The sequence below is a fragment of the Pectobacterium polaris genome, assembly GCF_002307355.1.
Classification (GTDB): Bacteria; Pseudomonadota; Gammaproteobacteria; order Enterobacterales; family Enterobacteriaceae; genus Pectobacterium; species Pectobacterium polare.
In genome coordinates this window covers 3,847,103-3,861,555 of sequence record NZ_CP017481.1, presented here as the reverse complement: position 1 = coordinate 3,861,555, position 14,453 = coordinate 3,847,103, and the positions used below count along the sequence as shown (strand labels likewise).

The 14,453-nt window shown below is 52.7% G+C and carries 9 protein-coding genes; 6 read left to right on the top strand and 3 right to left on the bottom strand.

Translation table 11 applies throughout. The features are described 5' to 3' along the window. Positions 1–220: 220 nt before the first annotated feature. Positions 221–2,533 carry an FdhF/YdeP family oxidoreductase gene (locus BJJ97_RS17265; RefSeq protein WP_095994757.1) on the bottom strand — a complete coding sequence of 771 codons (2,313 nt, stop codon included), beginning with the start codon at positions 2,531–2,533 and terminating at the stop codon, positions 221–223. 308 nt (positions 2,534–2,841) lie between these two features. Here BJJ97_RS17265 and BJJ97_RS17260 point away from each other — a divergent pair, with 308 nt between their 5' ends. Further along, positions 2,842–3,744: a LysR family transcriptional regulator gene (locus tag BJJ97_RS17260; RefSeq protein WP_095994756.1), complete on the top strand. Its 903-nt coding sequence runs from the start codon at positions 2,842–2,844 to the stop codon at positions 3,742–3,744. Here BJJ97_RS17260 and BJJ97_RS17255 read toward each other — a convergent pair. Beyond that, entirely contained in the window at positions 3,735–4,805 is a 1,071-nt protein-coding gene (locus tag BJJ97_RS17255; protein ID WP_095994755.1) for a LacI family DNA-binding transcriptional regulator, read from the bottom strand. The two genes, BJJ97_RS17260 and BJJ97_RS17255, sit on opposite strands and share 10 nt — an antisense overlap. 320 nt (positions 4,806–5,125) lie before the next feature. On the opposite strand from BJJ97_RS17255, the gene BJJ97_RS17250 reads away from it, so the two are divergent. The 4 genes from BJJ97_RS17250 (at position 5,126) to BJJ97_RS17235 (ending at position 13,285) form a co-directional block, all read left to right on the top strand. Beyond that, positions 5,126–6,436: an MFS transporter gene (locus BJJ97_RS17250; protein ID WP_095994754.1), complete on the top strand. Its 1,311-nt coding sequence runs from the start codon at positions 5,126–5,128 to the stop codon at positions 6,434–6,436. A gap of 33 nt (positions 6,437–6,469) precedes the next feature. Next, the gene (locus BJJ97_RS17245) at positions 6,470–8,836 is read left to right on the top strand and encodes a glycoside hydrolase family 31 protein (RefSeq protein WP_095994753.1); all 2,367 of its coding nucleotides are present in this window, start codon (positions 6,470–6,472) and stop codon (positions 8,834–8,836) included. A 469-nt stretch (positions 8,837–9,305) separates the two neighbouring features. Continuing rightward, positions 9,306–12,194 carry a flavocytochrome c gene (locus tag BJJ97_RS17240; protein WP_095994752.1) on the top strand — a complete coding sequence of 963 codons (2,889 nt, stop codon included), beginning with the start codon at positions 9,306–9,308 and terminating at the stop codon, positions 12,192–12,194. Positions 12,195–12,313: 119 nt separating this feature from the next. Next, positions 12,314–13,285 carry an FAD:protein FMN transferase gene (locus BJJ97_RS17235; RefSeq protein WP_095994751.1) on the top strand — a complete coding sequence of 324 codons (972 nt, stop codon included), beginning with the start codon at positions 12,314–12,316 and terminating at the stop codon, positions 13,283–13,285. Between the two features lie 120 nt (positions 13,286–13,405). On the opposite strand, the gene BJJ97_RS17230 is transcribed toward BJJ97_RS17235, so the two are convergent. After that, complete coding sequence (locus tag BJJ97_RS17230) at positions 13,406–13,768, bottom strand: winged helix-turn-helix transcriptional regulator (RefSeq protein WP_095994750.1); 363 nt, start codon at positions 13,766–13,768, stop codon at positions 13,406–13,408. A 108-nt stretch (positions 13,769–13,876) separates the two neighbouring features. Here BJJ97_RS17230 and BJJ97_RS17225 point away from each other — a divergent pair, with 108 nt between their 5' ends. Further along, positions 13,877–14,431 carry an NAD(P)H-dependent oxidoreductase gene (locus BJJ97_RS17225; protein ID WP_095994749.1) on the top strand — a complete coding sequence of 185 codons (555 nt, stop codon included), beginning with the start codon at positions 13,877–13,879 and terminating at the stop codon, positions 14,429–14,431. Positions 14,432–14,453: the final 22 nt, after the last annotated feature.

The window sequence follows — 14,453 nt, the reverse complement described above, 5'->3', positions numbered from 1 at the left end:
GTTGTGAGTAGCTCAATTAGCAATTCACAGTTTTACTCGAATCGGGTGCTGGCGGCAAGAATAATCGGGGAAAGTGTGGTCGCAGATCGGCAGCAGAAGCGCGGATAAATCCGAGTAAAGTCAACGCTGATTTGAACGTGTCCACCTGCCGTGCACGCGATTGATTTCACGGCACGGCAGCGTCGTTTATGTGATGAGTTGCCGCCTAGCCGACAGATGCTTAGGCGATACGCAGCAGAGACTCTTCTTGCGTACTACGACGAACGACAACCGGCACTGATTTAGAGGTCGGCGTGTGCGTTTCATCCCCAAAGCTGGACAGCGGCACCAGCGGATTGGTTTCCGGGTAATAGGCGGCCAGGTTGCCGCGCGGAATCGCGTAGCTCACCAGCTTGAAGCCGTTGACGATACGGGTAATGCCGTCATTCCACAGCGTTTCGATATCGACGAGATCGCCGTCTTCCAACCCTAACGCACTGATGTCATCCGGGTGCATGAAGAGCACTTCCCGCTGCCCGTACACGCCGCGATAGCGGTCATCCAGCCCATAAATCGTGGTGTTGTATTGATCGTGTGAGCGCAGGGTTTGCAGCGTAAAGGGCACATCGCTGCCTCGTAGCTGCGGAAACAGCGTATCGGGCAGAGCGGCATGGCTGAATTGCGCTTTCCCGTTGAGGGTATTGAAGTGCAGTTCAGCGGCGGCGTTACCGAGATAGAATCCGCCCGGCAGGTCGCAGTTAGCATTGAAATCGGTAAAGCCGGGAATAGTCGCGGCGATATGGTCACGGATGCGTGAGTAATCGTCCGCCAGCGCCAGCCAGTCGAGCTTTTCATGACCGAGTACCGCATTGGCAATCCCGGCAACAATCGCCGTTTCCGAACGCTGCAACGGCGAAAGCGGCTGCCCGACGCCCTGCGACGCGTGCACCATGCTGAAAGAGTCTTCGACAGTAATAAACTGCGCGCCGCTGGCCTGCATGTCGAGATCGGTACGGCCGAGCGTCGGCAGAATCAATGCATCGACCTTGCCCGTCACCAGATGGCTGCGGTTGAGCTTGGTGCTGATATGTACGGTCAGGTCGCAGCGGCTGAGCGCTTCTTCGGTGCGTGCCGAATCCGGTGCGGCGGCAGCGAGGTTACCGCCCAGCGCGATCAGCACTTTTATCTCGTCGCGCAGCATCGCTTCCAGCGCTTCTACCGTGTTGTGGCCTGCGGCGTAAGGCGGCGTGAAGCCATAATGTGCCGCCAGACGATCGAGAAACGCGGCCGTCGGTTTCTCATCGATCCCCATGGTGCGGTTGCCCTGCACATTACTATGGCCACGTACCGGACACAGCCCCGCGCCCGGTTTCCCTAGCTGCCCGAACAGCAGTTGCAGGTTCACGATTTCCCGCACGGTGGCGACGGAATGCTTATGCTGGGTAATCCCCATCGCCCAGGTGCAAATCACGCGCGGCGACTGCTGATAAATCGCCGCGACATAGCGCAGCTGCGCTTCACTCAGGCCGGACTGTTGTTCGATTTTCTGCCAGCTTGTCGCGTCGACAACGGCCAGATACGCATCCACCTGCTGGGTATGTGTAGACAAGAAATCCTGATCGAATAAACCCGCTTCCCCGGCAGACAAGCGCTGGCGATGTGTTTCCAGCAGCGCTTTTACCATGCCGCGCACGGCGGCCATATCGCCGCCCAGATTGGGTTGCAGGTAGGTTTCGCTAATGGTGCCGGACAGTGGCGTGAGCAGCTCCAGTGGGTTCTGCGGATTGGCAAAACGTTCCAGACCGCGCTCGCGTAGCGTATTAAACGAGACGACGTGCGCACCGCGATCGGCGGCGTGGCGCAGGCTGTGCAGCATACGTGGGTGATTGGTGCCAGGGTTCTGCCCGAAGACGAAAATTGCGTCAGCGTGTTCGAAATCATCCAGCCGGATCGTGCCTTTACCGACGCCGATACTCTGTTTCAGACCGATTCCGCTGGCCTCATGGCACATATTCGAACAGTCAGGAAAATTGTTGGTGCCCAGCATACGGCCAAAAAGCTGATACAGATAAGAGGCTTCATTGCTGGCACGGCCGGACGTATAAAGTTCAACCTGATTAGGGTGCGCCATGTTACTGATGTGGCGAGCGATCAGCGCAAACGCCGCGTCCCAGCTGATAGGAACATAGCGATCGCTGGCACGGTCATAGCGCATCGGGTGGGTTAAGCGGCCCTGATATTCAAGGAAATAGTTACTTTGCTGGCGAAGCGTCGTGACGCTATGGGCGGCGAAAAAATCCAGATCGACCGCTTTGCGCGTTGCTTCCCAGCTGACCGCTTTCGCGCCGTTTTCACAAAAACTGAACGTGCTGCTGTTGTCATCACCCCAGGCACAGCCGGGGCAGTCAAATCCTTTCGATTTATTGACCCGCAACAAGTTTCGGATATTTTTCAGCGCTTGCTTGCTGTCGAGAACAAAACGCGTGGTGGCTTCCAACGAGCCCCAGCCGCCAGCCGCATTGCGGTATGGCTTGATGGATGGTTTGAATTTCATGTTCGAATCCGCAGGTGAATAAACCCGTCATACTTCAAGTTGCAGGTGTGTTGGCTGCCTCGCTCACCCCAGTCACTTACTTGAGTAAGCTCCTGGGGACTCGCTGCGTTGCCGTCGGCCTGAAACTCGAATTATTTAGGGTTTTGTTGTTTTTATGTGAACAAAATTTTAAATGTTTGCTCTTTAGATGAAGTTTAGGTGCCGTCGGCGATCGCGTCTAATCAAATGCGGCTATGGTGGGATAGAGGCGGTTTATCGGTATATACTCCGGGCTTACCCACTACTGTGTCTGATGATCGAGTCTGACGATGGATATTAAGCAACTGCAATACCTGTGCAATCTGGAGAAAGAGCGCCATTTTGGCCGGGCAGCGGAAGCCAGTTTTGTCAGTCAGCCAACGCTCTCCATGCGGTTGAAAAATCTGGAGCGAGAGCTGGATCTGGCGTTAATCAATCGGGGTAACAATTTTGAAGGCTTTACCGCCGAAGGTGAACGCGTGCTGGCCTGGGCGCGGGAAATCGTCTCGGTTTATCAGGGGCTGAAGCTGGAAGTCGCGTCGCTGAAACGCGGTGTGAGCGGCGTATTGCGCATCGGCGCGGTGCCGCAAAGCAGTATCGCGCTGTCGAGCCTGCTGGCAGCGGTGAACAAGGTTTACCCGCAGCTGGATTTTCAGATCTCGCTGTTCAGTGCGGATCAACTGCTGGAAGCGCTGAATGCGCATTCGGTGGATGTCGGCATCGGCTTTTTTGAGTTTTCGACGCTACAGGAACTGCACTTTCAGGCGTCGCCGTTGACGGAGCAGGGCGTTGATCTCTTGTTCCATCCGCACTATTTCCCACAGCTGGTCGGGGAGACGCCGCTGCCTCTCGCTGCGCTTTCTGAGGTTCCGCTCTGTCTGGCGGAGGCCAGCCGCTACTTCCGTCGCTATCTCGATAGTCATTTCCGCGAAATGGGCGTTTCGCCGTGGGTCAAGGTGGAAAGCTCTTCCGTCCTGCAACTGATCCAAAGTGCTTATGTCGGGCTCGGGTGCGGCATTGTGCCTCACGGCAGCCTGATCCCGGACATGACGCCCGCGTTAACGCTCCGACCTCTGCTGTTTCCGCCAATGCGCCGCCGTGCTGCCGTTGTTGTTGCACAGGCTGGTCGAGCGACGCCGCTGGCGCAGAACTTCTTTGACGCGGCGCAGGCGTGGTTGCAGGCTCAGTCGTAGAGGCTTTCATCCTGTATCGGCGCAACGGATTTACTGGCGCGCAGCCGCCTGACGGACTGGCGAACCACCAGCGTGCCGTTTAGTAGCAGGTTGCCGACGGGGGCTTCGGGGCGAATCAGGCGATATTGCAACAGCCTGACGGCTTCTTCGCCCAGCGCCTCACGCGGCACATGTACCGATGTGAGCGGGACGTCGTGAATGGCCGAGAGATTGAATCCATCCATGCTCATCACCGAGACATCCTGCGGCACGCGCAATCCTGCTTTGGTCAAAGCATTTACCACCCCAACCGCGATGAAATCACCACCGGCCAAAATCGCCGTAGGTCGCTTATCCGGCGGGCAGCGGGCTAAAAAGGTCGTCATCGCCTGTTCGGCGTCCGTCGTGCTGAAATTATCTAACGCCAGCAAATTATCCTCAGAGGAAAACGGCAGATTATGGTGCTGATAGGCATCCCGAATCCCGTCCAGACGCAGCTCCATCGTGTAACGACGCAGGCACAGCAGCGTCAACACGGAATGGTGCCCTTGCTCAAAAATATAATGGGCGGAGAATTCGCCTATCAAGCGATGGGCGGGCGCCACACCCGGCAATCGCATCTTACGGTCAATGCAGTTAATCAATATGCAGGGCTTACCGCTGTCCGCCGCCAGCGCGTGAATATAGGGATCGTCGATGCCGATCAGCAGCGCCGCCTCCGTAGCCGGATCGCGCATTTTGTCTAAAAAGAGCGCCGCATCGCTGTCATTTTCCTCCAGCCCGCAGTAGCGCACTCGCACATCGTGTGGCTTCAGGGCATCAATGATGCTCTGTACCACCTTGTGATAGAAGATGTCGGACCGAATATCAAAAGCGCGCGGTGGGGCAAAAATAGTGAGCCCGTTCAACAGCAGGCGGCCGTTGGCGAGATCGGCCAGTACGCCGCACTGGCGGGCGCAGTTGAGAATGTCCGTTTTTGCCTGTTCGCTGGTATTGGACTGACCAGATAGCACGCGTGAGACCGTGCTGATCGAGTAGCCCGTCCGCTGCGCAATTTCGCGTATTTTCAGGTTTCCTTTCATTTTGTGATCCCGTTCACCTTCGAAAATGACAAAGTTTTCATTGCTATCTGTTACCTATTTTCAGGCGCTATATGCAGGTTTTTGTCTGCATTTTGACCATAGCATGAAAATGTTTTCAAAAAAGTGAGTGTTTCACGATTTTCAATTGTTCTACTCTCGATTTGGTAAACCAATTTCAGTGGTTAGAGGTAGTAAAACAGGATTTAACTCAATAAATACAATGATATGAAAATGGTTTGATTGTTCGATAGGCTATAAATACAAAAATGCCGTCGAGATATCAGACCAATGTCACCCTACTTTCCTGTAAAGGAGTCACCATGAGTCTCGACATCAATTCGTCCCCCATCGCTACCAAAGGTAAACGGACATTCAGAAACCTGCGTTGGTGGGTGCTGAGCCTGTTTCTGCTTGGCGTTACCGTGAATTACATCACCCGTAATTCACTGGGCATTCTGGCACCCGAACTGAAAACCAGTATGGGCATCACCACCGAGCAATACTCCTGGATTGTCGGTGCATTCCAACTGGCGTATACCATTTTCCAGCCGATTTGCGGCTGGCTGATCGATGTCATCGGCCTGAAAATTGGCTTTATGATCTGCGCGGTGATCTGGGCGCTGATGTGCATCTTCCACGCGGGGGCGGGAAGCTGGCTGCATCTGGCGATCTTGCGTTTCTTTATGGGCGCGTCCGAAGCGGCAGCGACACCGGCGAATGCCAAAACGCTGGGCGAGTGGTTCCCTAAAAAGGAACGCCCGATTGCGGCAGGCTGGGCCGGTGTCGGTTTCTCTATCGGTGCGATGCTGGCACCGCCGATTATCGTTGTGGCGCATGCCTATCTGGGCTGGCAGGGCGCGTTTATGTTCAGCGGTGGGCTGGCACTGCTGTGGGTGATTCTGTGGTGGCTGTTCTATCACAACCCCGAAAATCACCCCAATTTAAGCCGTGAGGAGCTGGATTTCATCCGTCAGGACAATGAAGCACCGCCGGTCAAACTGCCTTTCTTCACCGCGCTGAAAACCGTCTCAAAAAATAAACGCTTCTACGGTATCGCGATTCCCGCATTTATGGCGGAGCCCGCGTGGGCCGTGCTCAGTTTTTGGGTGCCGCTCTATCTGGCAAATGAGCGCGGTATGGATCTGAAACAAATCGCGATGTTTGCGTGGCTGCCGTTTCTTGCTGCCGATCTTGGCAGTATCGCCAGTGGCTATCTCACCCGACTTTATACCCGCTGGTTCGGCTGCTCGCGCGTTAACTCGATTGTGGCGAGTTCGGTCACGGGCGCGTTTCTGATGCTGTCGCTGGCGCTGGTTGCCATCAGTAAAGATCCGTGGGTGGCGATTCTGCTGATTTCCATCGGTGGGTTTGGCCATCAGGTGATTTCCTGCATGTTGAGCGCACTGGTGGTGGAATCGTTCGATAAAGGGCAGATGGCAACGGTGAACGGGATGCGCGGTTCATTTGCCTGGATTGCCAGCTTCCTGTTCTCGCTGCTGATTGGCGTCACCGCCGACAAAATTGGGTTTAACCCGCTGTTTGTCGCGATGGGATTCTTCGATCTGATCGGTGCCATCTTCCTGATCGCATTTATTGCTGAACGTCGTGGGAAAACGCGGTCGCAGGCATAACGGCTCATTTATTTTTCCTGAAAAGGACGCTGTATGAAAACGTTGAAAAATTGGGTGTTCCGTCATCAGAGTGCCGACCATGTTGAGCTGCTGGTGGACGACAAACATGTGTTTCGCCTGTACGTGCTGGAACCGATGTTGGCCCGCGTGCTGGTTAAACAGCATGGCGAGCTGAAGCTGAACCGCACCTGGAGCATCGCGCCGCAGCAGGATGTCCCTTGGCAGGGGCGCAGCCGTGAGAGCTGCGAGGGTTTCAGCCTGCCGGGATTCTCGCTGGAACAACTGGACGATGCGCTGCGTATCAGCACCGCGCGGATGCGAATTACGATTCATCAGCCGCTGTGGCTGGCGTGGGAATATTGCGATGAACAGGGCGAATGGCAGCCGTTTGCTGCCGATCGACCCACCAGCGCCTATCTGCTCAACCCACACGGTGATGGCGTGGCGCACTATCAGCGCCGTTTCCCGACGGAGCGCTATTACGGGCTGGGTGAGAAGGCTGGCGACCTTGAACGCACCGGACGTCGGTTTGAGTTCCGCAATCTGGATGCGATGGGCTACAACGCGGCGAGCACCGATCCGCTGTATAAGCATGTGCCGTTTACCATTACCCGACGTGACGATGTCAGCTTCGGCCTGTTTTACGATAACCTGAGCACGACCTGGCTCGATCTCGGCAATGAAATCGATAACTATCATCTGGCTTATCGACGCTATCAGGCGGAGGCGGGCGATCTCGACTATTACCTGTTCATCGGGCCGCGCGTGTTGGATGTCACGAAAGCATTTGTGCGCCTGACGGGGAAAACGCTCTTTGGGCCAAAATGGAGCCTGGGTTACAGCGGTTCCACCATGCATTACACCGATGCACCGGATGCGCAGCAGCAGCTGATGAAATTTATCGCGCTGTGCCGGGAACATCATATCCCGTGTGATTCGTTCCAACTCTCATCGGGCTACACGTCGATCAACAATAAGCGCTATGTGTTTAACTGGAACCACGACAAAGTTCCCCAGCCGGAAGTGATGTCGCAGGCTTTCCACGATGCGGGCCTCAAACTGGCTGCCAATATCAAACCCTGTTTACTGCAAGATCACCCGAAATACGACGAGGTGTCGGCGCAGGGGCTGTTTATCCGCGATTCCGAATCCGATGTGCCAGAGCGCTCCAGCTTTTGGGACGATGAAGGTTCGCACCTTGATTTCACCAATCCGGCAACGGTGGCGTGGTGGCAGGAGAACGTCACCCGACAGCTGCTGGGGAAAGGGATTGATTCAACGTGGAATGACAATAACGAATATGAAGTCTGGGATGGTGAAGCCCGCTGCCACGGATTCGGCGAAACGATGGCGATCAAACACATTCGCCCGCTGATGCCGCTGTTGATGATGCGCGCCTCGCTGGAGGCACAGCAGCGTTTTGCTCCGACGCTACGCCCTTATCTGATCTCGCGTTCCGGCTGTGCGGGCATGCAGCGCTACGTGCAGACCTGGAGCGGCGATAACCGTACCAACTGGCAGACGCTGCGTTACAACACGCGGATGGGAATCGGGATGAGTCTGTCCGGCCTGTTTAATGTCGGGCACGACGTTGGCGGGTTTTCGGGCGATAAGCCAGACGCCGAGCTGTTTGTGCGCTGGGTACAAAACGGCGTGATGCACCCGCGTTTCACCATTCATTCCTGGAATGACGACCATACGGTAAACGAACCGTGGATGTATCCCGCGGTAACGCCTGCGATACGCAGCGCTATTGAGCTTCGCTACCGTCTGCTGCCGTATTTTTATACCTTGCTGTGGCAGGCTAGCGCGGACGATGAACCGATGCTGCGCCCGATGTTCCTCGACCACGAGCAGGACAGCGCGACGCTGGAGGAAACCGACGATTTCATGCTGGGACGAGATATTCTGGTCGCCAGCGTGGTTGAGCAGGGACAGCGCCAGCGCACGGTCTACCTGCCGGCGAATACGTCAGGCTGGTACGATTTTCATTCTGGTCAGTGGTTCAGCGGCGGACAGACAGTCGTGCTGGATGCGCCGTTGGAACGGCTCCCGCTTTTGGTCAGAGCGGGTGCGATGATTCCGCTGTCGGCGCGAACGGCCCACGTCAGTCCGCGTGAAGATGACCAGCGTGAATTCCTGCTCTTCCCGCCTGTCGCGGGTGGTACGGACAGCGGGCTGCTGTTCGAAGACGATGGCGAGACGTGGCAATGGCGTGAAGGTAACGCGCTGTGGCTGCGCTGGGAAATCCGCACGGATAGCCAACGGATTGACGTGACGTTTACATCGGAAGGGCGATACCAGCCCGCTTGGCAGCATGCGACGCTGCGCCTGCCGGCGGGCGAGCAACGCCAGCTGTACATTAACGGCGTTCATACGGAGACCTATCAACACCAATAATCATCTCCATTTCTCTATACGCTAAATAATTCGAGTTGCAGGAAGGCGGCCAAAAGAGGGAATCCCGATGAGCTTACTCAGGTAAGTGATTCGGGTGAGCGAATGCAGCCAACGCACCTGCGGCTTGAAGTATGACGCGTATATTGCGCCTCGGTATTATTGTTTACCGGGGCGTTTTTTTTGTTATGCAGAATATAAATAATATCCGATTGGTTATCTTCAGGATAAAGAGATGTTAATAAAGTGAATGGAATATTAAATATAAAAAAGAGTTGTGCGAATACCCTTAATAAAATCGGATCTACAAAATAGTTTAAATAGTAAGAAAAGATTTTATAACAGTTAAAAAAATAGATACTTGGTAAGTAATAAGTTCGCAAATTATCAGCCAGAAAAATTAATAAAAACAAACATGGCGGCTTCTGATTCATTCGCGAACAGAGTTTTTATTTTAAGTGGAGTATTCGCTATGAAGAATAATCACCATGATCTATTTGCCGCTTTTACACTCCCCAACGGCGCGACGCTGAAAAATCGGGTACTGATGGCTCCCATGACCACCTGTAGTGGGTTTTACGATGGGAGTGTGACCAAAGAGCTGGTGGAATATTATCAGGCCAGAGCTGGCAGCATCGGCACCGTGATTGTGGAATGCTGTTTTATTGATGACAAAGGGTTGGCTTTTCCCGGTGCGATAGGGATAGATAACGACGAGAAAATTGCCGGACTGGCCAAAATTGCGACGGCGATTAAAGAAAAAGGCTCGACGGCGATCCTGCAAATTTATCACGGCGGCCGTATGGTCGAACCACGTTTTATCGGTGGCGCGACGCCGGTTGCTCCGAGCGCCATTGCCGCGCCGCGCGCGGGTGCCATCGTTCCGGTTGCACTGTCGGGCGACGAGGTTGAGGCCATGATTGGCAAGTTTGGCGATGCCGTTCATCGTGCCATTCAGGCGGGTTTTGATGGCGTGGAAATTCACGGTGCGAACACTTACCTGATCCAACAGTTCTATTCTCCGCACTCTAACCAGCGTTCAGATAAATGGGGCGGCAGCCGTGACAAACGCGCGGCCTTCCCGCTGGCGGTGTTGGATATCACCCACGAGGTCGCGGATAAATACGCCGATCCTTCGTTCATCATCGGCTATCGTTTCTCGCCGGAAGAAATCGAAGAACCCGGCATTCATTTTGATGATTCTCTCTATCTGCTGGAAAAATTAGCGGCGCGCGGGCTGGATTATGTTCATTTCTCTATGGGCAATATTCTGCGCTCGTCCATTATCGAAACAAACGACCCGACCCCGCTGATTAAGAAATATGTTGCCCGCTGTTCCGCGACATTAGCCGCGATTCCGGTTATTGGCGTAGGGGATATTGTCAATCAGGCAGACGCGGATGCGGCGCTGGAAAATGGTTATGACCTGATTGCCGTCGGCAGAGCCTGTATTGCTTATCCAGACTGGACAGATCGCATTGCCGAGCAGGAAAAACTCGATCTTTATATTGCCAGCGATAAACGTGAAGCATTGACGATCCCTGAACCGCTGTGGCGTTTTTCATTAGTTGAAGCCATGATTCGGGACGTGAATTTAACCGGCAAAAAATTTAAATCCGGGATTTATCAGGAAAACGTTCAGGATGAATGTGGCGAGCTGCGAATTGCTATCCATTTTGAGCAGAATCGAGTCGCCGATATTGCGCTGGAGAATAGCGAGATTGATGATTCACTGAAAATCAGTTTTGAGATTATCCGCGAACGCATTCTGGATACCAATAGCCCCCATGTTGATGCCGTAACGGGCGCAACGGCGCAGAGTGAAGCGATTAAAAAGGCCGTCACCAAGGCGATGGTGAAATCGAGTAAAGACGCCATTATTGCCGACGGCGGTAATCCAGACGCGCGTCGTGAAGCGGATGTGGTGGTGATTGGCAGCGGTGGCGCGGGGCTGGCGGCAGCGATTCAAGCCAGCGAAGAGGGCGCGCGCGTTATCGTCATTGAAAAGATGCCAGTCATCGGTGGCAATACTATCAAGGCCTCTGCTGGTATGAACGCGGCGGGAACCGTCTTCCAACAACATAAAGGTATCGAAGATAGCCAGGCGCTGTTCTATGACGAAACGCTGAAAAGTGGCAAACAGAAGAACAATCCTGCGCTGGTGCAATATTTCGTCGATCATGCGTCTGACGCGATTAACTGGCTGGCGCAGCACGACATTGAACTGAGCGACATTACCACGACGGGCGGCATGAGCGTTGACAGAACGCATCGCCCTGCCAACGGTGCAGCGGTGGGTGGCTATCTGGTCAGCGGACTGATTAAGAACCTCAATAAATACAATATTGAGGTGCTGCTGGAAACGTCGGTAACCGAAATTGTGCAGGAGAAGGGCAAGGTTAGTGCCGTCAGAGTCGTCAATGATGATCAGGAAGAGAGCCTGATTGCGACAAAAGCGGTGATTGTTGCCACGGGCGGTTTTAGTGCCAATCAGGCGATGGTGGAGTCATACCGCCCAGACCTGAAAGGCTTCGTCACCACCAACCACAAAGGTGCTACGGGCGGCGGTATTCGCCTGCTGGAACAGATCGGCGCGGATACGGTGGACATGGGGGAAATTCAAACCCATCCGACGGTTGAACAGACAACCTCTTATCTGATCTCCGAATCCATTCGCGGTGGCGGGGCTATTCTGGTGTCGCAGCGTGGGAAGCGTTTCTTTAACGAAATGGAAACGCGGGATAACGTCTCGTCAGCCATCGTCAACCTGCCGGAAGAGTACGCGTACATCCTGTTCGACGAGCAGGTCAGAAACCGCAATCGGGCGGTCGAAGAGTATGTCGCACAAGGGCTGACCGTCAGCGCGGACAGCGTCGCTGAGCTGGCCGATAAGCTCAACATGCCGCCAGCTGCGCTGCACGCCACGTTCGAACGTTACAATGCCTTTATTGCCGATAAACACGATGAAGATTTTGGCCGTACCACGGGGATGCGTGATCCGCTGAATCAGGCACCGTACTACGCGATTAAGGTGGCGCCGGGCGTGCATCATACGATGGGCGGCGTGACTATTAATGAAAAAGCGGAAGTACTGAATCGCCATAAAGAGACGATCTCCGGGGCTTATGCCGCAGGGGAAGTAGTTGGTGGTATTCACGGTGCGAATCGCATTGGCGGCAACGCCGTAGCGGATATCATTATCTTCGGGATTCAGGCGGGGATTCAGGCGGCGGCCTATGCGCGGGCACCGCGTCGTTCCGATGCTTTTCCGACGAAAGCGCGTAAGCCAAAGTTTGCGAAAACTACGTCAAAAACCACGGCGAAAACGGCTGAAAATCAACCGATGCTGGTAGCCGAGTAAGTGATAGAAAAGAACGTGATAGAACCGTAGTGCTAATGGCGGGCGTCTGAAAGGGCGGGCGCTCGCGATTTTCCGACCGTTTCCTTTCCGTACCGCCATTCGATCATGGGAGTCACCGTATGCCTTCTGTCGATAACGCTTACGTCTATTCTGTTCACCTGATGGGCAGCCCCATTCTGCTCAAACTGTTTGTCCATGATGAAATCGCTGTCAGGCAAGTTTTCCAGCGCATCAAGCAGCTTGAAGACTTGCTAACCGTTAATCGGGTGCAGTCGGAAGTGATGAGCATCAACCACGCGGCGGGAAAAGCGTACGTTTCGGTGAGCCCAATTGTCTTTGAGCTGATTAAACGCGCCAAAGCGGTGAGTCTGATTGAAAACAGCGGCTTTAACGTCGCGATTGGTCCTGTCGTGAAACTATGGAAAATCGGTTTTAGCGGCAGCACGGTGCCTGACAGCGAATCGATACAACGGGCGCTGGCATTAACGCATCCCGGGCGCATTATTCTCAGAGAGCAGGACTGCGCCGTGATGCTGGAAAGCGCGGGAATGGAGATCGATCTGGGCGCGATTGCGAAAGGCTATATCGCCGATATCGTCCGGGACGTTCTGCATCAACATGCGATTCAGGATGCGCTGATCAATCTGGGGGGAAACGTGCTGGCTATCGGCAGCGCGCTGACGGATGAACAAGGGCTATGGAGCGTCGGGTTGCAGAAGCCTTTCGCGGATCGCGATAGCCTGTTGGGCATTATTAAAGTGAAGAACAAATCCGTGGTGACATCCGGCGTCTATGAACGTTTTTTTACCGTGGACGACCGTATTTATCATCATATTATCGATCCCCGGACGGGTTACCCGCTGGATAATGAACTGCACAGCGTAACGGTTATCTCGAACGACTCTCTCGACGGCGATATCTACACCACGCTGCTCTATGGCATGGGCGTCAGCGCCGGCATTCACTTTCTACAAAACCAGCCGGATATCGAAGCCATCTTTGTGACAAAGACCAAAGAGATTATTTTCTCTTCGCAGCGGAATTATGTGTTTGAGTTGCTGGATAAGGATTATTCTGTGACTAATTTGTAAAGGTTAATTTTTATCAAAATTCGACATGGCGTGTTGATTACTGTACGCACTATTTTTTGATATTCAGGAACGGTGTCTATTCACGAATTAACCTACTTACTCGATACACCATATAAAATATTAAATTTCGACTATTTCATTATTCGCCCATAGAGATATGGCCTCAAGCACAGGTTTAAATGATTGGCCGAACTCGGATAGGGAGTAAACCACTTTGAGTGGCGGTTTTTCACCAAAAATTTCTCGCGTGATAAGTCCGTCTATTTCGAGTTTTTTAAGTTGTAAGCTTAATGTCATTTCAGTGATTTGAGGGATGTTTCTGCGCAATTCACTGAACCTTTTATTGCTATCTTTCAAGTAATAGAGAATAACGCCTTTCCATTTCCCACCGATCAAATCCATCACCATGCTAACCGGGCAAGGATAGGTTTTATCATTAAAAAAAACCTTACAATCCGCATTTTTAGTGACTTTTGTTGTCATTTTTTCTCCACTATCTTTCTTGATAGTTATTGCTAATTAAAAGCTACACGGTTAATTTATCACAAGCACTATCATTTTGATAGTTAGATTGCTATTAACGGAGAATGTATGACATTAATAATATTGGCACATCCAGATATCGAGAATTCTATAGCAAATAGTACTATTGTAACTGAATTACAACATGGTCTTTCTGAACTAGAAGTACGTGATATTTTTCGATTAAACAGTGATTATAAAATTAATGAAAAAGAAGAACAGGCAGCGTTATTGCGTCATGACTTGATTATTCTGCAATATCCTATGTATTGGTATAATATTCCAGCCATTCTAAAAGCATGGTTTGATCAGGTTTTTACCTATCAATTTGCTTATGGTTCACAAGGCGATAAGCTTAAAAATAAGTATCTGTTGCCAAGCCTTACCATTGGTCAACCGGAATGTAATTTTTTACAAGAAAAAGGTTTCCCATTGATGGACAGTTTATTAATGCCAATAAAAATGTCGGCTGAGTATTCTCAGATGCACTATGTAGAGCCTGTCATTTTGTATGATACTTCAACCGTGTCCGGCCATACTGAATCAGATATTAGAGCTAAAGCAGAAATTCACAGTCAAAAGCTAATGGGCATAATTAATATGAGTAGAGAAATAGCAGAATAGAGAAGTAGCCTATCCGAGATAG